The sequence below is a fragment of the Dietzia sp. IBK-p2-15D genome (genome assembly GCF_057773105.1).
In genome coordinates this window covers 180,424-201,434 of the sequence record NZ_JBYMTK010000005.1, presented here as the reverse complement: position 1 = coordinate 201,434, position 21,011 = coordinate 180,424, and the positions used below count along the sequence as shown (strand labels likewise).

Annotated in this window: 19 protein-coding genes and 1 tRNA gene; 5 read left to right on the top strand and 15 right to left on the bottom strand. The window is 69.2% G+C overall.

Translation table 11 applies throughout. The annotated features are described in order from the left end of the window. Positions 1-43: 43 nt before the first annotated feature. The 8 genes from AC3DEV_RS09275 to AC3DEV_RS09240 form a co-directional block, all read right to left on the bottom strand. Entirely contained in the window at positions 44-1,426 is a 1,383-nt protein-coding gene (locus AC3DEV_RS09275; protein WP_488371911.1) for a hypothetical protein, read from the bottom strand. A 130-nt stretch (positions 1,427-1,556) separates the two neighbouring features. Next, positions 1,557-2,675, bottom strand: coding sequence for a sterol desaturase family protein (locus tag AC3DEV_RS09270; protein ID WP_488371910.1), 1,119 nt, complete (start codon positions 2,673-2,675; stop codon positions 1,557-1,559). Between the two features lie 16 nt (positions 2,676-2,691). Next, a complete protein-coding gene (locus AC3DEV_RS09265) occupies positions 2,692-3,720 on the bottom strand; it encodes an MsnO8 family LLM class oxidoreductase (protein WP_488371909.1) in 1,029 nt (342 codons plus the stop codon). Between the two features lie 95 nt (positions 3,721-3,815). Then, positions 3,816-4,523, bottom strand: a complete 708-nt coding sequence (locus AC3DEV_RS09260) for a hypothetical protein (RefSeq protein ID WP_488371908.1) — start codon at positions 4,521-4,523, stop codon at positions 3,816-3,818. Between the two features lie 145 nt (positions 4,524-4,668). Further along, a complete protein-coding gene (locus AC3DEV_RS09255; RefSeq protein ID WP_488371933.1) occupies positions 4,669-6,108 on the bottom strand; it encodes an MDR family MFS transporter in 1,440 nt (479 codons plus the stop codon). Between the two features lie 174 nt (positions 6,109-6,282). Next, positions 6,283-7,260 carry an arsenic resistance protein gene (locus AC3DEV_RS09250; protein WP_488371907.1) on the bottom strand — a complete coding sequence of 326 codons (978 nt, stop codon included), beginning with the start codon at positions 7,258-7,260 and terminating at the stop codon, positions 6,283-6,285. Positions 7,261-7,434: 174 nt separating this feature from the next. After that, the gene (locus tag AC3DEV_RS09245) at positions 7,435-9,423 is read right to left on the bottom strand and encodes a hypothetical protein (protein WP_488371906.1); all 1,989 of its coding nucleotides are present in this window, start codon (positions 9,421-9,423) and stop codon (positions 7,435-7,437) included. Positions 9,424-9,568: 145 nt separating this feature from the next. Then, positions 9,569-10,867, bottom strand: a complete 1,299-nt coding sequence (locus AC3DEV_RS09240) for an ATP-grasp domain-containing protein (RefSeq protein ID WP_396443679.1) — start codon at positions 10,865-10,867, stop codon at positions 9,569-9,571. Between the two features lie 208 nt (positions 10,868-11,075). On the opposite strand from AC3DEV_RS09240, the gene AC3DEV_RS09235 reads away from it, so the two are divergent. Next, positions 11,076-11,465, top strand: a complete 390-nt coding sequence (locus AC3DEV_RS09235; protein WP_488371905.1) for a DUF1622 domain-containing protein — start codon at positions 11,076-11,078, stop codon at positions 11,463-11,465. A 2-nt stretch (positions 11,466-11,467) separates the two neighbouring features. Here the strand turns inward: AC3DEV_RS09235 and AC3DEV_RS09230 are convergent, their stop codons facing one another. Continuing rightward, positions 11,468-12,820: a cytochrome P450 gene (locus tag AC3DEV_RS09230; protein WP_488371904.1), complete on the bottom strand. Its 1,353-nt coding sequence runs from the start codon at positions 12,818-12,820 to the stop codon at positions 11,468-11,470. 172 nt (positions 12,821-12,992) lie between these two features. Here AC3DEV_RS09230 and AC3DEV_RS09225 point away from each other — a divergent pair, with 172 nt between their 5' ends. Beyond that, the gene (locus AC3DEV_RS09225; RefSeq protein WP_488371903.1) at positions 12,993-13,289 is read left to right on the top strand and encodes a hypothetical protein; all 297 of its coding nucleotides are present in this window, start codon (positions 12,993-12,995) and stop codon (positions 13,287-13,289) included. 26 nt (positions 13,290-13,315) lie between these two features. On the opposite strand, the gene AC3DEV_RS09220 is transcribed toward AC3DEV_RS09225, so the two are convergent. Both AC3DEV_RS09220 and AC3DEV_RS09215 read right to left on the bottom strand, forming a co-directional pair. Beyond that, complete coding sequence (locus AC3DEV_RS09220) at positions 13,316-14,503, bottom strand: methyltransferase (RefSeq protein ID WP_488371901.1); 1,188 nt, start codon at positions 14,501-14,503, stop codon at positions 13,316-13,318. Between the two features lie 139 nt (positions 14,504-14,642). Then, positions 14,643-14,963, bottom strand: coding sequence for a hypothetical protein (locus AC3DEV_RS09215; RefSeq protein ID WP_488371900.1), 321 nt, complete (start codon positions 14,961-14,963; stop codon positions 14,643-14,645). 165 nt (positions 14,964-15,128) lie between these two features. Between AC3DEV_RS09215 and AC3DEV_RS09210 the strand changes: the two genes are divergently transcribed. Next, the gene (locus AC3DEV_RS09210; RefSeq protein WP_404850292.1) at positions 15,129-15,977 is read left to right on the top strand and encodes a class I SAM-dependent methyltransferase; all 849 of its coding nucleotides are present in this window, start codon (positions 15,129-15,131) and stop codon (positions 15,975-15,977) included. A gap of 23 nt (positions 15,978-16,000) precedes the next feature. Here the strand turns inward: AC3DEV_RS09210 and AC3DEV_RS09205 are convergent, their stop codons facing one another. Together AC3DEV_RS09205 and relB are read right to left on the bottom strand one after the other, a co-directional pair. Next, complete coding sequence (locus AC3DEV_RS09205; RefSeq protein ID WP_119192872.1) at positions 16,001-16,273, bottom strand: type II toxin-antitoxin system RelE family toxin; 273 nt, start codon at positions 16,271-16,273, stop codon at positions 16,001-16,003. A gap of 1 nt (position 16,274) precedes the next feature. Next, on the bottom strand, positions 16,275-16,496 hold the full coding sequence (gene relB, locus AC3DEV_RS09200) for a type II toxin-antitoxin system RelB family antitoxin (RefSeq protein ID WP_488371899.1): 222 nt from the start codon (positions 16,494-16,496) through the stop codon (positions 16,275-16,277). A 241-nt stretch (positions 16,497-16,737) separates the two neighbouring features. Between relB and helR the strand changes: the two genes are divergently transcribed. Beyond that, complete coding sequence (gene helR / locus AC3DEV_RS09195; protein ID WP_488371898.1) at positions 16,738-18,993, top strand: RNA polymerase recycling motor ATPase HelR; 2,256 nt, start codon at positions 16,738-16,740, stop codon at positions 18,991-18,993. A gap of 21 nt (positions 18,994-19,014) precedes the next feature. On the opposite strand, the gene AC3DEV_RS09190 is transcribed toward helR, so the two are convergent. After that, the gene (locus AC3DEV_RS09190) at positions 19,015-19,344 is read right to left on the bottom strand and encodes a nucleotidyltransferase family protein (RefSeq protein ID WP_132063367.1); all 330 of its coding nucleotides are present in this window, start codon (positions 19,342-19,344) and stop codon (positions 19,015-19,017) included. A gap of 281 nt (positions 19,345-19,625) precedes the next feature. Beyond that, positions 19,626-19,702: transfer RNA gene (locus tag AC3DEV_RS09185), tRNA-Met, on the bottom strand. A 396-nt stretch (positions 19,703-20,098) separates the two neighbouring features. Between AC3DEV_RS09185 and AC3DEV_RS09180 the strand changes: the two genes are divergently transcribed. Further along, the gene (locus tag AC3DEV_RS09180) at positions 20,099-21,010 is read left to right on the top strand and encodes a GIY-YIG nuclease family protein (RefSeq protein WP_259821835.1); all 912 of its coding nucleotides are present in this window, start codon (positions 20,099-20,101) and stop codon (positions 21,008-21,010) included. Position 21,011 lies beyond the last annotated feature (1 nt).

The following is a 21,011-nucleotide window of genomic DNA, read 5'->3' as shown; positions in this document are numbered from 1 at the left end:
TCTCCAGCCGGCTTGAGCTCGTCACGGAACGCATGCTCCGTCGTCAGTTTCCCCGGAGCGGATTGCCTCCGGGGTAGTGAGCGCTTGAGGCCGGTTCGGACATCTCTTTCGGGGTGTCCACCTTCACCTGGGTCTCAATAGAATCAGGACCGCCCTCGGACTCGGCCGACCCCCCTGTGTCGAGCCTGCGATCCGCGGCGCTCTGAAGCGCGCGACCCAGTGCACCGAGACGAGAGAAACTGCTATCGACCGCCCGGTCTCCGGCCGCATCGATTCTCTGCGCGGTCGCCTGAATCCGCTTGCCCAGCTCCCCGGCGGCGTCCCCCAGCGTCGGCCGCTCGGCGTCGTGCCATCCCACGGCCTGCAGCTGACGAGCCCGCGAGAATTCGTCGAGGGCGTTCTTCAGGACCTCTGCTGACTCCTCGAGCTTGTTCGTGGAGATCACCCGGTGGATCTCGAGCGGCCGGACGACTGACGCCGCGCTCAGGGTGGCGTTCACGGAGGTGTAGAGCTCTTCGTCGAGCCGGGCGGAGTCTGCCAAGATCTGCCGCGCGGAGAGGACCGTGGACTCCAGGAACTCCGGCTCCGTCCGCTGGACGTGCGCCACGCGCAACTGCTGGAACTTGAACATCGCGTCTTCAACCACTACGAGGAGGTTCAACGTCTCGTCGATACGATGCGAGTTCACCAGGGCGCTGACCGCGTCGGCGCGCTGATTGATCGGCGCGGAGACAACGACTTCGGCTAACGCGTTGGACACGTGCTTACGTAGCTGGTTCATCGTCACCGACAACTGGGAACCGACCGCAGCGACAGCATTCCAATCGGAGGTCGTCACGACTCCCGATTCGTCGAGTAGGTGGCAGTAGTGCGTGAGCATCTCGTGCAGCCCCAACACGTTGCCGACCTGGTCGGCTCGCGCGAGCTTGAGAAGAGCATCAACTTTGCCCTCCACGCGCTTGACGGCGCTCACGACCTCCGCGATGGCCATGCGGAGGGCGAACTGCACGGCGAGCATCTGCACGTTCACCAACTGGGCGGGATTCACCGGCTTGCCGGTGAATCGGACGTGGTGCGCGATCTTCGAGCCCGATCTCGTCATACCGAGGTACGTATGAGCACCGTTCTTGGCCGGGATGAGCCCTTCACGGGCGAGGTGCGGCAGGCTCTCTTTGGCGACCTGCATGTAGACGCCGCCCTGCGCGGCCCGCCGGACTCCGTCGGCGACGGCGAGTGCGGCCGCCGCGTCTGCAGCCCGTCGTCCGCTGAGCATCGAGGTCGACACCTGGGCGCCGGCGCCCCTCAGCTGCTCCACGTAGGCCAGGGCCGCTTCCGTGGGGCCCGCTATGACGACCTCACCGTCTTCGATGTAGAGATCGAGTCCTACATCACCGTCGACACTTCGTCGGCCAGCGTCATCAGTCACCGTGTTGCTCCCCGTCCGTCGGTACCCGCGAGATGCTACGGGAGCGGTACGACGAGATATCACTACTTGCCCGCATGGGGAGACGTTGCATGCGGACCCCGCCGAGCCGTCCCCGACATCACCGGCGGCCCTACGCCCTCCGCGCCCCGGCCCACCCCGGCCCGCGCACCAGGTACCCCGCGCGGTCGCGCCAGGTCTGCGCGCGGAAGATGTCGCGCCCGATCGCGACCCATTCATGCGTGGCGATCCGTAGCGGGTTGAACGTGTCGATGTTGGTGGTCAGCCCGTAGACCACGTCCTCGCGCTCGGGTTCGTAGGTACCGAACAGACGGTCCCAGATGATGAGGATGCTGCCGTGGTTGCGGTCGAGGTACCGCCGGTTGCTGCCGTGGTGCACGCGGTGGTGCGAGGGCGAGTTGAGCACTTTCTCCAGCGGCCCGATCGACCGCACCGCCTCGGTGTGGACCCAGAACTGGTAGATGAGGTTGATCGCGCGGGCGTCCATGACGATCGCCGGCCGCACCCCGAGCAGCGAGAGCAACCCGTACGGCACGTAGATCGTCAGCGCCTCGGCGACGGGCTGGCGCAGCGCCGTCGACAGGTTGTAGCGCTCGCTCGAGTGATGCACGACGTGCATGGCCCAGAGCCAGCGCGATTCGTGGGCGAGGCGGTGGTTGCAGTAGTAGATGAGGTCCCAACCGAGGATCCCTACCGCGTACGCCAGCGGCCCGGACCCCAGGTCGAGCGGGGACGTCCGGAAGAGCCGCGAGCTCGCGGTCTGCGCGCTCCACAGCGTGGAGACCATCACCACGGTGGAGGCCACCGCGGTGACCGCCGAGCCGCCAGTGATCCGACGGAGGGCGGGAGGAACCGCCGCGCCGGTGTCACCGTCTGCGTCGGGACCGGGGCCGGATGACGACGACGACAACGACCCCGCCTCACCCAGACCCGACCCACGATGGCGGCGCAGGACGTCTCCGGCGGTGGCCACGGCCGCCGCCCCGAGGGACAGGCCCATCACGGCTTTCGCGAATCGGCCTGTCCGCGGGGTGAGCGGCGAGAGCACCGTGGCGGAGATGTAGGGGGCGAGCAGACTTCCCACGCCCATCGAGAGGCTCGCCATGGTGTCGGCGAACTCGTAGTCCCCCGCCCGCTCCCCGATGGCCGGGTTGCGCTTCTGCCACGCGTATTCGGCCGCCATCGCCCCGACGAACGCCGGGATGGCCAGGACCGTCAGATCGACCTTCATGCCCTGAGGGTAGAGCTCACGGCGTGGCCAGGCCGAAATCTCGGGCGAGGAGTTCGCGTGAGCGCCGGCGGTCGGCGGGGTCGGCGATAAGGTCCTGGATCATGACCTCGTCGGCCCCGCTCTCGGCGATCATCTGCTCCAGGGTTGCGCGGACGTCGGCCGGGCCGCCCGCCACGAACCGGGGCCAGCGGCCGTCGGTGATGGTGACCGGTTCGTCCGTCTCCGCCGGGGACATCTCGGCGGCGGCCTCGTCCGGGGTGGGCACCATGACCGACCCTGCCTTGCGGCCGGCCCTGCCCAGGCGTGCGTAGAAGCCCTTGGGCGAACCCGCCAGGTGCAGTCCGTCGGCGGTCGTCTCGCCCACCGCCACGTTGACGGCGAGAATCGCCCTCGGCGACTCGAGCCCGAAGCCCTGCGGCGTGAAGGTCTCGCGGTAGTGGCGCAGCGCCGGCGCGGCGCCGGCGGGGTTGATGAAACCGGCGAAGGTGTAGCCGATCCCGAGCCCCGCCGCGAGGTTCGAGCCGTTGGGGCTGGAGCCCAGCAGCCAGGTCTGCGGGATGTCGGGGACGGTTGTCATGAGCGGGTGCTCGGCGAACGGGTGGTCCGCGGGGAAGCTCTCGTAGAGCCAGGCCAGGGTTTCCAGGATCTGCTGCTGGTGATCGGCCTGTGCCGGGTGCTGGCGGTTCTGCTGGAGCGCGGCGTCCAGCACCGGACCCGCGGTGGCTCGACCCATGCCGAGGTCGATGCGGCCGGGCGCCATCGCCTCCAGCTGCTTGAACATCTCGGCGACCTTGAACGGGCTGTAGTGGTTCATCAGCACCGCCCCGGATCCCAGCCGGATCCGGGAGGTGACGGCAGACGCCGCGGCGATGAGCAGCTCCGGATGGTGCGAGGCACCCGAGCGACTCAGGTGGTGTTCGGCAAACCAGATCCGGTGGTATCCCGCCGATTCGGCCTGCCGTGCGGCTTCCAGACTGTCGGCGAGCGCGTCCTTCTCGGTGGCGCCGGGCGCGACCGTGCCCAGGTCGACGATGGACAGCTTCACGTCGTGAACTCCTCGCGGTCGGTACTGTGGCGGCGATCGTACGTCCGAGGGAAGGCCGTCGTCGGTGGTCGGCACGCTCGACGGCCGTGCCCGGCTCACCGAGTGAGCTGCCCCTCCACCACATCGTCGCCGGCCGCGGGGCGGCGCACGGCGGTGACGGTGGTCGCGTCCTGGCGGGTCACGTACCAGGTTCCGCCCTGGTCGCAGGGCCCCGAGGTGATCGTCTCCTGGTAGACGCGGGCGCCGTCGACGTCCCCGGTCGGGCGGAGCGTGCCGGTGCACCCGAGCGTCGAATAGTCGACGTACGACCCCGCCGAGGTGAAGGTCATGATCACCGAGTAGTCCGTGTCGGGTCGCTGGGACCCGCGCTCGGTCACGACCCCGGCGTAGGTACCACCGTCCGGGGCTGCCTCGGACGCCGACCAGGGGCGGGGCGCCTCCGAGGTGACGGGGCGACCGGCCTGCTCGGGGCTCGACTCCCCCGGCGCCGGCGCGGTCATCTCTTCCGCCTCCGACGGCTGGGGCGGCGGGTCCGCCGCCTCTCCCCCTGCCCGGTCCGAGGCGGACGCGGTGGGCTCTACGGACGCGGTGGGCTCGGCGGATTTGGCGGGATCGTCGTGACCACCGAGGGCGGCGACACCTCCCAGGACGAGGAGCGCTACAACGACCGCGCCGGCGAGGGCACCCAGGAGGCCGAAGCCGATGCGCCTTCGCGACACCGGGGGCGGCGTGGGGCCGCCGGTCGACGCCTCCCGGGTCGAATCCACGCCTCCGTCGTCATCCCGGCCGCCCTGCTGCGTCATGGCACTCGCCTCCGTCGGTCGCCGATCCCCCGGAACTGAACGTCGGACCCCAGTCTGGCCGACCCGTGCCCCTCGGAGAGGCATACACGCGGGCGGCAGGTCGAGAAGGGGGCGCGATGGACGCCGCAGAGCAGGGGGGTCGCGCCTACGCCTCCGCCGCCACCTCGTCGGACGCCCGCGCCGCCGGCCCCTCGGTCTGCGCGCTGTTGCGGACGAACCACACGCCGAGGACGGTGATGAGCGAGATGCACGCGCCCAGCAGCAACGCGTTGTGGACGCCGGTCATCTGCGCGGCGACGTCGCCCAGGCCGGACTCGGCGCCGGAGACGATGCCCAGCGTCATGACGGTGATGAACAGCGCCGTGCCCGCGGCGGCGGCGACCTGCTGCAGGGTGTTGAGCAACGCCGAGCCGTGCGAGTACAGGTGCGGCGGCAGGGAGCCGAGCGCGGAGGTCATGAGCGGCGAGAAGAGGAACGCCAGGCCCACGCTGAGCACGATGTGCCAGAGGACGACCGTGACCAGGGAGCTGTCCGCGGAGAAGAACGTGTACATCCCCCACAGGCCGGCGGACGCGAGGATGGAGCCGGGGATGATGAGCGGCCGGGGGCCGATCCGGTCGAACGCGCGGCCGACGAACCAGCCGAGCACCCCCATGATCAGGCCGCCGGGCAGCAGCGCCAGCCCGGAGTTCAGGGTGCTGGTGCCCACGACCTGCTGCATGTAGAGCGGCAGCAGGATGAGGGTGCCGAACAGCGACATCATCGAGATGAGCATGAGGGCCAGGCTCACGGTGAAGGTCGGGAACGCGAACGCGCGCACGTCGAGCAGCGCGTAGTCCTTGAGGGCGAGCTGGCGCCAGACGAACACGGCCAGGGCGACCACGCCGATCGCCACGGGGATCCACGGCGAGATGAGGGCGTTGTCGCTGGCAGCCTCGCCGATGGAGCTGAGACCGAAGATGAGGCCGGCGAACCCGATCGCCGAGAGGACGCCGGAGAGGATGTCGAGCGGGATGCGCCGGGGCTCGGTGACGTTGCGGATCAGCACCGCTCCGGCCACGAGTGCCAGCACACCGATCGGCAGCACCGACCAGAACATCCAGCGCCAGCTGAGCACGTCCAGCACCAGGCCGCCCACCGTGGGGCCGACGGCCGGGGCGACGGCGATCACGATGGAGATGACGCCCATGGTGCGGCCGCGACGGTCGGCGGGCACCACATTGAGCACGGTGGTCATGAGCAGCGGGATCATGATGGCGGTGCCGACGGCCTGGACGACCCGGCCGGCGACGAGCATGGGGAACACCATGGCCAGCGACGCCAGCAGGGTGCCGGCGGTGAACGTGCTCATCGCGATGACGAACACGGACCGCAGCGGCAGGCGCACGAGCAGCCACCCGGTGAACGGGATGACCACGGCCATCGTGAGCATGAACGCGGTGGTGAGCCACTGCGCGGTGGCGGCGGTGACCGCGAACTCGCCCATGAGCTCGGGCAGTGCCACGGACATGATGGTCTCGTTGAGGATCACCACGAACGCGGCGCCGACGAGCAGGGCGATGAGCCGCACGGTGGCGGCGGGCATCGGCGGGGAGGCCTGCGGGGCCCGGGCCGCCTGTGTGGAATGGGGGGTGGCGGAGACTTCAGACGTCACGGTCGTCCTCTGGGATTGCGGTGTGAGCAGAGAGCAGAATCCGGCGCCGGCGGGGCCGCGCACGGGAACCCTATGAAGCTACCGGAACCACGCGCCCGACGCCCGTCAAGTGACCGGCGTTACCTCGGGGATGAGTCGCGGGACGAGCCGGACGAGGACGACCATGGCGACGAGCTCGACGAGGGTCTGGGTGACGACGACGAGGGCTGCCAGATCGAACATCGCAGGCAGTGCCAGGACCAGCGGGAGGACGACCAGGGAATTTCGGGTCGCGCCACTGAACGCGATCGCCCGCCTGCCCGGCACATCGAGTCCCGCCAGCCGCCCGGCCGCGATGCCCACCGGCACCATGACCATGACGAACGCCACGTACACCGGGACCACCTGCACCAGCGCGCCGAGCCGCTCGCCGACCGCGCTGATCTGGGAGGCGACCACGAGCGCGAGCGTAGCGACCATGAGCGGGACCATCGCCGCGGCCGCGCCCTGCTCCGCCGCCCGCGCGACCCGGGCACTGCGGCCGGCGACGAACTGCGTCAGCGCCGCAGCCGCGAGAGGCAGCGCGATGAGCAGCACGAACGCCTCGACGAATGGCTCAAGCTCCACCGCCGCAACGAATTCGGATCCGACGAACAGCCACAGGTACAGCGGCAGTAGCGCCATCTGGGCGAGCATGAGCAGCGGGGTCGTGGCCAGGAGCCGGTGCACGTCGGCCCCGGCGAGGCCGGCAAACACGAGGACGTAGTCGATACACGGGGTCAGCAGCACGAACAGCACGCCCACCAGGAGCACCCGGTCGTGGGCGACGATCCGCGTCAGCAGCCAGACTGTCGGCGGCACCAGCAGAAAGTTGACCGCGAGGATCGTGCCGAGGAAACGCCAGTCACGGAACGCCCCGCCGATGCGCGCGAACGGGATGCCGAGGAACGTCGCGTACAGCAGCAGCGCGAGCACGGGCTGGATCGCGAGCCCCGCCGGGCGGGCCACCGCGGGCGCGAGCCACCCGACGACCCCGCCCAGGACGAGCCCCGCCAGGTAGAGCGACACCTGGTGCCGCTCCATCCACTCCACGCTCGCGCGCATGCTCCCCCTCACGCCCATCTCTCAGGCTTGTGCGTCCTCTTTGCACGCCTTGTCGGCAGTGGTGCGCGCGGATTGGACCATTCCCGCAGCGCATCCAGTCGGCACCCCGGCGTCGGGCCGCCTCACGCCGCTCTCGGCGCACAAGTCGAATCAGCAGCCGCGCCGCGGCAGCCCTCAGAGCTCCGGTAGCCGGTCGGCGCCCCAACTGCCGTGGATCAGCCCGGTCACCCGGGCGATCTCCTCCGCGGAGACGGTCTCGGTCTCGCCGGGCTCGAGGGTGTCGAAGTGGAAGATGTACAGCCGGGAGGCGAATTCCTCGAACGGCAGCGACGACTCACCGAAGCGCTCGCCGTTGCCGGCCGTGCTCACCACCACGCCGTTGCCCCAGTCCTGCCCGCTGTCGTTGTTGGGGTTGAAGAAGTAGACGCGCATGGTCTCGTCCGGGTCCAGCGCGACCCGCAGGATGGTGATGGCGTGCCACCCGACGAACCGCGCTGAGGAATCGGTGACAGCGACGCCGGCGGGCTGCGGGTGGATGAGCGGCTGGTTGCCGTTGTGGAACGGGTGGTAGCTGCCGTAGAAGTGCCGCAGGAAGTCCTCGAGCCCGGTCAGCCTGCCGGACTCGACGTCCACATTGATGCTGAAGCCCCGGGCGGACCACCAGCCGTGGAACTCGGGGTTGACCCACCGGTGGGGGTCGCCCGGGCGGTCCGAGCACAGGCGGCCCATCTCGGCGTAGATCCGGTCCAGGTGCGGGACCACCAGGAGCGAGACCGGGTCGAGGTCCACCGGCAGCGTGGTGGCCAGGCCCGCGTCGAGTTCGCGGGAGGAGATCGGCCGGCCCTCGAAGTGCATGACCACCTCGTTGTCGCGGGCCGCCCACGCGATGATCTGCAGCAGGTAGTCGGGGTCGTTGTACGCCCACATCGACAGCGCGCGGGCGGACTGGCAGGTGGGGTTGTCGCCCTGCCCCACGCCTAGCGGCTGCCCGAGCATCGACAGCGTCCCTGCCAGCAGCCAGACGCGCCCCTCGTGGGCGGGGCCGCACGAGAGGGCGAGTCGCTCGGCCGCGTAGCCGGACAGCGGCAGCGCCAGTAGCCGCCACAGCGCGGGGGCGGCGGGCGGCTGGAAGAGGATCCCCCGCTCGAGCAGCAGCGCCAGCCCGTAGACGGACTGCGCGGTCTCGGGGTGCACGGCCGCGTCGATCAGGGCGTCGACCAGACCGTGGAAGCACAGCAGACTCTCCCGGCCGGTGCTCGACAGCCCGAGCGCCTCGCTGAGCAGGAAACTGCCCTTCTCCCGCAGGAACCGCACGAGCACCGGGTGGTACGGCGACACCAGGCCGGTGTCGTGCATCGACCGCGCGAATCCGGCCGCCTCGTACTGGAGGGTCCCCTCGTCCATGGACTCCAGTCGGGAGAGGTAGACGTCCACCCCGGGGTCCTCGCGGCTCGCCTCGGTGGTGCCGTAGATGCTGCTGATGAGCCGGTCGATGCCCACGCCGCCGCCGCTGGTGCCCAGCTGCGGGTCCTGGCGGGCGATCGAGATCTGGGTGATGGTCTGCTTGATCTGGTCCACCTGGATGGGGCGTTGGCGAAGGATGCGCCAGATCTCCTCGACCAGTTGGTCGAGCACGCCGTCGAGGCCGATCTCCGAGGCGATGTGCGCCAACGCCGCACGGGTGACGGTCGCCATCCGGCCCTGCTGTGTGCGCTCGGCCTCGGTGGCCACGGTGAACAGCAGTGAGGCGTTGTTGGCGAGCACCTCGGCGAGGTGTTGGCGCGCCTGTTCGGCCGTCACCTCGGGGTGCTCGTACTGTCCCTGCGCCACGGCCGTCAGCCGCAGGTCGCTGACGATCTCGGTGACGACCTTGTCGGAGTCGGAGCTGCGGAGGGTGCCGACGCTCAGGGCCGGGATGAGGGCCGCCGGCGAGTCCCAGTCGGTGCCCTCGAAGATCCCGGCGGCCTCGAGCTCCCGGGCCATCGCCTGCACGGCCCCGGCTCCCCCGTCCTGGAGCAGCACCAACCGGGCCCCGTCCAGCACGCGCCGCAGACGCGACGACTTGGTCACGTCACCGGCCTCGGCGAGCGCTCTGGTGGCGTCGGCCAGGGAGGCGACCCGTTTGTCCAGGACCCGCGTCGCGCCGGGCTCGTCGTTTCCCACTTCGATCCACTCTCCGTCTCTCGCCGCTGAGTCGTGCCGCGTCGTGCCAGGTCGCCCCAGGCCGTCCCAGGCCGTGCCTGGTCATCCCACGTCGTTCCACGTCCACCCGCCGGTACCGTACCCGCGGGCCGGTACCGGCAGAGGGTCACACGTAGAAGTCGAGGTCCTCCTGGGCGCGCAGGACCGATCGCATCTCGTAGGCGTCGTCGCCGAAGAAGTAGACCAGGCCCCAGTGGGTGCCGAAGGCGGTGCGCTTGGTGACGGTCTCCTCGACCGGTGCGGTGAGCTCGTGGGACTCGAAGTACTCGTGGTCCTCGGTCGCCTCCGGGATCTCGAGCGTGGACACGACCCGGCGACGCGGGTAGACGCCGAAGCAGCCGGCGTGGCCCTTGGCGTCGACCACCTCGCGCGGGAAGAACGCGGCGATCTCCTCCTCGGTGGTCTTGGGGTCGAACGCCAGCACCAGGCCCTGGTAGGCGTTAAACCCGTAGGTGCGCTCGAGCAGCTCGAAGACCTTGAACCCCGGCGGCCGGTAGGCCACCTCGCCGAAGTACATCTCGCCGTCGCTGGTGACGAAGTACTCGGGGTGGACGAACCCGAACTTGATGTCGAAGGTCTTGATGAGCTTCTCGATCTGGCGGGTGATCTCGGGCCGGTACTTCTCCAGCTCCGGTGAGGCCGGCACGAACACCGAGTAGCCGAGCGTGACGTACTCGGAGATGTTGAGGAAGACGATCTTCCCGTTGTGCACCCAGGCTTCCACGGCGAACTCCCAGCCGTCGAGGTGGGACTCCATGAGGACGGGGAACTCCTCCTCGGGGATCGTGTCGACCTCGTCGGGCGTGCGGATGACGCGGTGGCCCAGGCAGCCGGCCTTGTCGAACGCCTTGAGGTGGATGGGGTCGTTGGGGTCGCCGTCGAGCTTGAGCAGGGTCTGGTTGACGCGCTTGAGGAACCGGATCACGTCGTCCCGCTCGTGCGCCTCCTCGAAGATGCCCACGCGGATCCCGCCGAGCTGCGCGCGCCGCTTCATCAGCGCCTTGTCCCGCAGCAGCAGCGACTGCCCGTACAGGGTGGGGTTGTCGAGCAGCATCGAGTTGATGGCGCCCGCCCACTCGACGGTCTCCTCGAACAGCGGGATCGCCACGTCGACGCCCATGTCCCGCAGCGTCTCGGCGATCTCCATGGACCGGTCGTTGAGCCGCTCGAAGTCCCACGGGACGTACGGGATCTGGTGCTGGCTGCAGTATTCCTCGGCCCAGGGCGGTGCCACCACGACGTAGCGGCGGTCGAACTTGTCGAGCGCGTCGATGGCGTTGGGCACCCAGCCCAGCAGTGCGACGTAGCCCTTGTCGGGATCGCGCAGGTGCTCGTTGGGGTCGTGGGTCGGGTTCGGACGAAGGTCCGTGGCTCCGGAGGTCGATTCTGCGGTAGGCGTCTGCAAGTGCGGTGCCTCCTCGAGTTGGCGCGGGTTCGATCTGCGTGGGCCGATCAATCCAGGGCGGTGGGCCACAAACGTACCCAAGACCCGTCTCAGTGCAACTGGTTACGGGATCGGCGAACGCCCGGGCGCGCGGCGGGAGGCCCCCTAGGCTCGTCGGACAACGCCGTCCGGGTCGCCCCGGTGCGGATCCGGGTGAGAGGAGTCCAGGGTGCCTTCCAAGGAGTACATCGAGGCGGTCGGCGAGGTGATCGACGCGCTCGGTGTGGCGGCGATCGTCATCGGCATCGTGGCGGCCACGGTCATCGCGGGGTGGCGCCTGTTCAGCCGGCAGCCGGACACCTATCGGCACTTCCGCCGGTTCCTCGGTCGGTCGATCCTGTTGGGGCTGGAGATCCTGGTGGCGGCGGACATCATCAAGACGGTCGCGGTGACTCCGACGCTGGAGAGCGTGGCGGTGCTGGCGGCGATCGTCGTGATCAGGACCTTCCTCAGTTGGTCGTTGGAGCTGGAGATCTCGGGCCGGTGGCCGTGGCAGAAGTCGAAGACCCCGGAGGCCAAGCCGCGGGACGCCGCCACCTCACCGGTGCCGTCCGACTAGGGTCACCGACGCCGGACGGTGATCCGCCCGCCGCGACGGGGTGCGAACGCGACCCCCCGCGAATGCCATTTCTCGTCAGGCTCGGTCGTGGGGACGATCTCGTACATGCTCAGCACGGTGCGCAACACGACATCCATCTCCATGGCCGCGAACGCCGCCCCGATGCACCGCCGGGTCCCGCCGCCGAACGGCAGCCACGCCGGCGGTGGCGTGGTGCCGAGGAAGCGGGTCGGGTCGAAGCGTTCGGGTTCGGCGAAGTGCGTGCTGTCGTCGTGCAGTAGCGAGATCGCGACCAGCACGTTGTACCCGCGTGGGATCCGCCACGGGCCCAGGTCGAGGTGCGGGACCTGCACGTTGCGTCCGGCGAGATCGATCACCGGCCGGCTGCGCTGGACCTCGAGGATCGTGGCGCTGCGGTAGTCGGTTCCCCCCGCATCGACCTCGGCGACCAGCTCGCGTAGCACCGCGGGGGTGCGGCTGAGCCGCTCCAGCGCCCAGGCGAGTGTCGTCGCCGTGGTCTCGTGCCCGGCCACGAGGAGTGCGGTGAGCTCGTCGCGGATCTCGTCATCCGTCATGGACGATCCGTCGTCGTAGGTGCTCTGCAGCATCATCGCGAGGATGTCGTCGCGCTCGTCGAGCCGGTCGTCGCGGCGACCCCGGGTGATGAGGGCGCCGATCGCCTCGTCGTACTCCTTCTTGTAGCGGGCGAACCGGGCGCGCGGGCCCACCGTGCCGAGCCGTGCCGGCAGCTCCGGGGTGATCACCACCGCCGAGCCTGCCTCGACCATGGGCGGGATGACGCGGCGCAGGGTGTCGAGCTCGTCGTCCCGGGCGCCGAACACGGTCCGGAGGATGACGTCCAACGTGATGCGGGTCATCGAGGGCATGGAGGCGAACGGACGGCCGGCGACCCACGAGTCGAGCTCGCGACGGGTCTCCTCCTCGACGATCGCCTCGTAGGCCTTGATGCGTCTGCCGTGCAGTGGCGGCGTGAGCAGTTTCCGGCGCCGGCGGTGGTCGGTGCCCTCGAGCGCGAACATCGAGTTCTCCCCCAGGACCCGGCCCAGGTTGGGGTCGACGTTGGTCAGCGACTCCTGCGGGGCGGTGAACAGTTCTTTGGCCAGCGCGGGGTCGGAGATCACCACCGCGCGACCGTAGATGGGGAGGTGCACGGTGAACGCGGTGCCGTACCGCCGGTGCAGAAGTCGGAGAGTCTCCCGCCGGGCGATCCCGAAGCCCACGCCCTGGACCGGCCTGGGCAGCCGGGGCCCGGGTGGGAGCTGGGGTGCGCGCTCGTCCTCGGTGGGATGTCCGTCGCCAGCGGCGGGAGCCGACCTGTCCGTCATGCTGTCCATGGCATCCTCGGCCTCGGGTGGGGTGCGGGCGCCGCCAGCCTACGTTCCGGGATCGCCGTGGTGGCGGGGTAAGTGCGACGACGACGAGGTGCACTACTGCCGCCGGAGACCCGCCGTCTCCCCGCTCGGCCGAACCGGCCATCCGGGCTCCCCGGGGTAACGAACCCCTGTCATGCACTCCGCCTCGCAGTCCCCTCGGCCCGCCGACTTCCCACTGGCGGCGAACAGCTCTGACGTTGAAGGGCTGTGGGCGGGCTCTTCACACGACGACCCCGAGCTCGCCGCCCCCGGGCACGGCGCACCCGAACAGACTGATCCCGAGCGCGGTGACTTCCTCGCCGCCATGCGCGCGTCGTGGGACGGCTGGGTGCCCGTCGCCACCACGGGCTCGGGCGCGGTGGTGCTCATCGCCCCGTTGCTCGTGGTGCACGCGCTGGTCTGGGCGTTCGGTGGGCGCCGCCCCCGTTAGGTGATTCGCCTTCAGGTGTCCCGCCTCTAGGTGTCCCGCCTCGCCCCCACCCGCCACAGGATGGTCCGCTCGCGCGACCGGGCAGCGTGGAGGGGATCGGCACCATCGGCGGCGCGTGGGTGGCGAGGCGTCGTCTCGTGCGTACCCAGAACCATCAGCCCGGCGTCGGCGATGCGGGTCAGGAGCTCGTCGCGAGTGCGTAGGCCGAGATGCTCGGCGAGGTCGGACAGGATCAGCCACCCTTCGCCCTGCGGCGTGAGGTGCTGCGCGAGCCCGTCCAGGAAGCGGCCCAGCACGTCCGAGCCCGGGTCGTAGATCCCCTGCTCCAGTGCCGAGGTCGGATGACCGGGAATCCACGGCGGGTTGCACACCACCACGTCGGCCCGCCGGGAGTCGCCCACCTCGTCGTCGTCGTCATAAGGCCACAGGTCGGCCTCCACCACGTCCACCCGGTCCGCCAACCCCAGCCGACCCACGTTGTCGCGCGCGCACTTCACCGCGCGCGGGTTGATGTCGGACGCCACGACCTGCCGGGCCCCGCGCCGGGCCAGGACGGCCGCGAGCACGCCGGTTCCGGTGCCGATGTCCCACACGATCGGATCCTCGACGCCCTGCGGCCAGGGGGCGTCGGCGACCAGGTCGATGTACTCGTCACGGGTCGGCGCGAACACGCCGTAGGCGGGATGGATCCGAGCCCCCAACGCGGCCACCTCGATGCCGCCCAGGTGCCACTCGTAGGCACTGATGACGCCGATGAGCTCGGGTAGGGAGACCAGCGTCTCCCGACCGGTGGAGTCGTTGCCGTTGTGGGTCGGCGGCCCGTAGGCGTGGGTGCAGGCATCGCGCACGTCGGGCGCTCGGCGCAGTCTGACCGAGTAATCCTGCTCGAGTGGGATGAGGACCCTTCCCAGCGTCTCCGCCCGCTGCGCGCGTGCCTTCCGGTTGGCGAGGAAGACCTCGCCGGGGTCGGAGCTCTGTGGAGCCCGGGACGCCCGCTTCTGCAGACGCCGGTCGAGGGCGCGCATGAGCTGGCGGGCGTTGTGGAAGTCGCCTCGCCACAACAGACCGGTGCCCCGACGGATCATCCGAAGCGCCTTGTCCGCGGCGATGTCGTCGTGGATCACCACGATGTCCCGCGGCGGCGACGCGCCGTTCTCCGAGCGCCACCCGGCAGTGCGGTCCTCGCCCTTCTCGCGCCAACTGACGGTGGTCACAGGCGACCCGGGGGCGGCAGGAGAAGACACGTGAGTCCTTCGGACGGGCGCGCCCTCGACCGTAGGGAGGAATGACGCGCGAGAGCAAGCTACCCGCGAACCGGGCCGCACCCAGTGTCTCAGCTCCGCCGCCGACCGGTCACGGCCAGTCGATCTCATACGGCTCGGCCCGGGCCGAGTGCATCCGTCCCCCGCTGATGAAGTAGCCGTCGGTGTAGGTGGCCGTGTCGGACGGGATGCCGTGGGCGAGTGCGTAGAGCTGGGCCGCCAGATCATCGGCATCGAATGCGCCGGAGGTGTTGCGGTGCGGGGTGATGATCGCGGTCCTGTCGGCGAAGACCCCGGGCGCTCCCCTCAGGGTGATTCGGCGAGCGCGGTAGTCCCCGGCGCGAACGTAGGCGAGGGCCTGGCGGAGCACGGTGTCGTAGCGAGTGCCAGAGATGGGTGTGGCGATGTGCATGGCCGACAGCGTCACACCTCTCGACGGCTTCCTCGCCCGCGTCACGGTCCCCGGCACCGCAGCCTGTGGAGAGTCGCGTGCCCTGTGAGTGTGGTGCCGCTGCCTTGAGGGTTCCGGTCGCCTCTCCCCGGTTCTACGATGGGAGTCGAGGCATTGGAGCTCATCATGAGTGCATCGCAGGCCGACCTCTGGAGTGGTCCCGTGGGGCAGTCGTGGGTGCGCAATGCGCTCGCGTACGACACGATTCTCGAGCCGCTCGGTCGCGCGGCCCTCGACCGCCTGGACCTCGGCCCACCGCAGCGGGTGCTGGACATCGGGTGCGGGACCGGGACCACGACGTTGGAGATCGGACGCCGGGTGCGCCCGGACGGGTCGGCGGTCGGCGTGGACGTGTCCCGACCGATGGTCGAGTGCGCGCAGGCTCGCCTGGTGGACGAGGCCGATGCGGAGAACGTCGAGTTCCTCACCCTCGACGTGGAGAGCGAGCCGTTGCCCGGCCTGTTCGACGCCGCGTTCTCGCGGATGGGCGTGATGTTCTTCGACCGACCCGAGGTGGCGTTCTCCGCCGTCCGGGCGGCCCTCCGACCGGGCGGCCGGCTCGCGTTCGTCTGCTTTGCCGCGCCCGCCGCGAACCCGTTTATCACGGTCCCCACCGGCGCCGCGTTGGCCCGGCTCGGCGGTGCCCCTGTGCCTCCGCCGGGCGCGCCGGGACCGTTCTCGTTCGCTGACCCGGACCGCGTGCGCAGCGTGTTGGAGACCGCCGGCTTCCAGTCCGTCGAGGTGAACCCCGGCCCCGACGAGGTCACCCTCGGCCCCGCCGACCGCCTCGAACAACTCGCCCGGCAGGCGCTGGAACAGAACCCCCAGGCCATGATGGCGATGGCCGCCAACCCCGATGCCCGCGACTCCGCTGTCGCCGCGGCCGCGGCCGCGCTGGGTGAACATGTCACCGACGGCGAGGTCCGTCTGGGCGCCGGAACCTGGGTCGTAGAAGCCCGTGCCCCCGGGGCGTGACAGGGCAGAAGCACCAAGGGCCGCTATCGATAGACCTCGCGCCGATGGGCAATATCGACAACGAGGACGGTCACCCGTTGATCCTCGATCGAGCAGATGATCCGGTAGTCGCCCACGCGGTACCGCCAGAGGTGCTGGTCGCCGCGAAGTGCCTTCCCGAGATACCTGGGGTCTTCGCACCCGTGTATTCGCTCCTCGAGGAATGCCCGGATTCTCTGCTGCGCAGTCCTATCCTGTCGACCGAGTTTGGTGATGACCTTCTGGACGTGCGGCGTGACCTCGACCAGATACGCCACCTCAGGACCAGTCCACCTGGTCCAACGGGATCGCGGAATCGTCTGACTGCCTGAATTCCTCCAGACGGTGCCGGGCCAAGTACCAGTCCTCCATCTCGTCGAGTCCGCTGCGGATGAACTCGCTCGCGTAGAACGACTTGGACCTGCCGGTGATTCGAGCCAGATGGTCCAGACGGGCGATGGTTTCGTCGTCCAACTTGGTGTTCAGCTGTTTGGCCGCCATGACACCCCTTCCGCCGCTATACGAGTATAGACCCAGTGACCACCCTGAGACCGTGACCATCCGGCCGGTCGATGTCGAGAGCGTCATTGACGACAAGCGTGGGGGCGAGCCACTGCGAGGCGCAGCGTCGATCTGGCAGCCTCCAGGCAACTAGATTCCTGCCGGAAACCCCTCCCCTTCTCAAGTTATAGCTGGTAGGGGGCCTTGCGGCAAGACCCCGGTGGGGGCGCACACTGTCGCCATGTCCCCCGAGGCACCCGGCATCTTCGCCCTCCCCGATCACCTCGCCCACAAGGCTGACCCGGCGCACATCGCCGCCGACGAGCGCCACCTCGCCGCCATCTCCCACGCCCTCGACCAGAAGGTCGCCTCCCTGTCCGCCCGTCTGGACGCCCGCCGCCGCGACCCCGCAGGCCGCGGCGCGCAGACCATCGAGCGCGACGCCGACATCCGCCGCCTCGTCGCCGAGCTCGCCACGCTGCGCCGCTTCGGGCTGGACGTGTGCATCGGCCACTACGCCACCGCCGCCGCCTCCCGCGCCCCTCAATTCGACTCCAGCCCCACAGCACCCGCGACCGCGCCGGTGTACGTGGGCCGCATCGGCCTCACCGATGCGGCCGGCACTCCCCTCCTCGTGGATTGGCGCACCCCGGCCGCCGAGCCGTTCTTCGCCGCGACGCTCGCCGATCCGAGGGGCGTGACGTATCGCCGTCGGTACCGGTGGTCGGGCCGGCGCATCGTGGACTACTGGGATGAGGTCTTTGGCGACGACGACGAGGTCTTCGCTCACGTCAGCCCCGACGACCTCTCGGCGTTCGTCTCGAGCTTGTCCGAGGCGCGGACCGGCCGAATGCGGGATGTGCTCACCACGATCCAGGCCGATCAGGACGCCATCATCCGCGCGGACTCCCGGGGAGCCCTCATCGTGGACGGCGGACCCGGCACCGGCAAGACCGTCGTGGCCCTGCACCGGGCGGCCTACCTGCTCCACGAACAGTCGCGTACCGGGCTGCGGCGCGGCAACCTGCTCCTCGTCGGGCCGCACCGGCCGTATCTGGACTACGTGGCGGATGTACTCCCCTCCCTCGGTGAGCACAGCGTGCAGACGGCGACCGTGGCCGATCTCGGCGTCGCCGCGCTCGGCGGGACGATCGCGGCACCGCCCGGCGGACTGCCCGACGAACCCGATCCCGAGGTCGCCCGACTGAAGTCAGAGCTCCGCATGGTCGAGACGATCGAGGCCGCGGTGCGCTTCTACGAGCAGCCGCCCGAGCAGTCGATGGTGATGCAGACCGAGTGGCTGGACCTGCGCCTGACGCCGGCCGACTGGGCCGAGGCGTTCGGCTCGGTCGAGGACGGCACTCCCCACAACGAGGCTCACCCGCAGATCCGCGAGACGGTCGCCGAGATCCTCGTTGACCGGGCCCTCCATAACAGCGCCGGAGGCGTGCCCGAGGAGGTCCTCCGCGCTGAGCTCGCAGCGCACCCGGACCTGCACCGCGCCCTGTACCGGGTATGGCCGATGATCAGCGCCACCGATCTTGTCGGGGACCTGTGGACCGTCCCGGCGTACCTGCGCCTGTGCGCACCGTGGCTGACCACCGAGCAGCTCCGGCTCCTTCAGCGACCCGCGGCCGGCGCGTGGACGACCGTGGACCTGCCGCTTCTGGACGCGGCCCACCACCGGCTGGGCGACGCCGACAGGGCGCGCAGGACTCAGCGCCGCCGGGCCGATCGATCCGCAGAACTCGCGAGGCGCCAACGGGTGATCGACGACCTCATCGCCGCCGACGACGACCCCGAGGGCGTCTCCCCCATGCTCCGCCACGCCGATCTCCAGGAGGCACTGCTCGACCCTTCGACCGACGACGAGCCGACTGCTGGCGCGGCCCGCCTTTCGGGCGTGTTCGGGCACATCATCTTCGACGAGGCGCAGGAACTCACCGACTCAGAGTGGGCGATGATTCTGCGCCGCTGCCCCTCGGGCAGCCTCACCGTGGTCGGCGATCGCGCGCAGTCCCGTCGCGACTTCGACGAATCCTGGCCCGAGCGACTGGAACGCATCGGCCTCTCCCCCGCCCGCATCACTTCCGTGCACTTGAGCATCAATTACCGCACCCCCGCCGAGGTCATGGAGGCCGCCGCTCCGGTGATCCGGTCAGTGCGGCCCGACGCCAACGTGCCCGAGTCGGTGCGCCGCAGCGGGATCCCCGTCCAGTACGACCGCATCGACGAGCTCCAGCACGTGATCGACGGGTGGCTCGCCACCCACTCCGAGGGCACGGTCGGCATCATCTGCGCGACCGGCGCTACCGTCCCCGACTTCAACGAATCCGACCGCGTCCGCTCGCTGACCCCCGCGCAGGCCAAGGGCCTCGAGTTCGACTTGGTTGTTCTGGTCGACCCGGATTCGTTTGGGTCGGGCGTCACCGGTGCAGTTGACCGCTACGTGGCGATGACGCGAGCGACGCAGCAGTTGGTCGTTCTCAGCTCGTAGGTTCTCGCCGGGCGCGCAGCGTCACAACGCCGACGCCTGCCTCAGCGCTACGTCCGCGATAGGTCGCTTGAGCAACTGCTCGGGGAAGATGTCGATGTCCTCGCGGCCGAAGAGCGTACGAACTTCCTCCAACAAGCCGGAGGCTCGCATGAGGAGGTTGCCGTCGGCTGGGTCCATATCGACCACGATGTCCACGTCGCTCCCGTCATTCGCAGTACCACGGGCGACTGATCCGAACAGCATCGGATTCGTCGCAGCGTACTTGGCAAGGAGGGCTCGGAACTCGTCTCGACGCGCCTCGATGAGCTCACGCAAGGCGAGCGATTCGGGAGTCGGGGCGGTGCTCGTCATAGCCTCAGAGTATCGGCTGCATTAGCTGACGGAAGACCCATGCGCTCTACCGCCTGTGCCGCCGTCGCCGGTACAGCGCGGGGCCGGTGACCAGGGGCGCCCTGGAAGCACCGTTCAGGGCATCCCTGGTCAGAGGCGGTTTCCAGCTTTCCTCGGTAGCACGCGCGCCGCAGTCGTCTCTCTTTGCCCCGCGCTGACTGCCTCTGCCCATTGGTGGATCGGGGCCCTGGGCGCGGAAAGCACTCAGGCCCGGCTCCCTCTCGGGAACCGAGCCTGGTGCGTGGTAGCGGGGACAGGATTTGAACCTGCGACCTCTGGGTTATGAGCCCAGCGAGCTACCGAGCTGCTCCACCCCGCGTCGATTGCTTCACCGACAGTACGTGCGACCGTCCCAAGTTACAAATGGCGGGGCTCATGCACGAGTAGGTGGCTTGGTACTACCACGAACACAAGCGCTGCGGGATTGCCCTGTTCTCACCCACCCAAGTCGGTGACGGCACCAAGAAAAGCACTTGCAGCACCCGCGACCAGGCCATGCAGCGCTACTACGACAAACACCCAGAACGCTTTCAGACCCGGCCGCGGACACTGACTCCTGGCACGTTGTAGGAATTGACATGGCCAACGAAAAACACCCCCGGCAAATAGCCCCACTGACTCACGGCAGGTTGACACCGAGCGATTCTCGGAGAGTTCGTCCACAAACCTCGCGAACCTCGCCGATTCATCGGCCTTGGCTGCGAGGATCGAATGCATGAGCGGCAGGCACATCGAACTCTTCCTCGTCGACGGCACCCCGGGCGGCCTGACGACCGCCGAAATTCTGAACTGGACAGGGCAGGTCCTGAGTGCGCCTCGCGCGGAAATGAGCGCACTCGTTCGCCGAGCCGAGTTGTCAGGCACCTGCGTCTACTTCCTGCTCGGTCCCGATGAACAGGGCGGCACCCGCTGTTACATCGGTGAAACGGACGACTTCAAAGAACGACTCCGTTACCACGACGCAAACAAGGAGTTCTGGCGCAGGGCCGCGGTGGTCACCTCTAAGGACGCCAACCTGACGAAGGCCCACGGTCGCTATCTGGAGTCCCGCCTGATCTCGCTCGCGATCCAAGCCGGCCGTGTCGTGCTCGACAACGGAACGACGCCACCGCCGCAAGCGCTGCCAGAAGCCCATGCTTCCGACATGGACTACTTCATTGAGCAGCTCCAGATTGTCTTGCCGGTCCTTGGAATTGACGCAATCCGCGGTAGGGAGACGGTCGCCGTGCCGGAGACACGTCAGGAGCAGCTGGTGTCGCCGATTTTCCACCTCGCGAACAGGAAGCTTGGCGTCGCGGCTACGGCCCAGCAGCTAGATGGCGAGTTCACGATGCTGGCGGGATCTACAGTCGTCGCCGACTGGCAGGGCGTGGGGAAAGCCGAGAGCACGATTAGAGCGTACGAGTCGTACCGAGCCCAGCACCTAAAGCTCGTCGCCGACGGCTCAATCGTCGTCGAGAATGGTGTTGGTCGGGTAGCAAAGGACATCGTCTTCGGCTCCCCGTCGACGGCGGGCGCGATCGCCCAAGGACGCTCCTGCAACGGTCGGACCTCCTGGATGACGGAGGAAGGCAGCACATTCGGCGCCTGGGAGAGTCGCGGCGTTGACACAACGGAGGGCTTCTGAA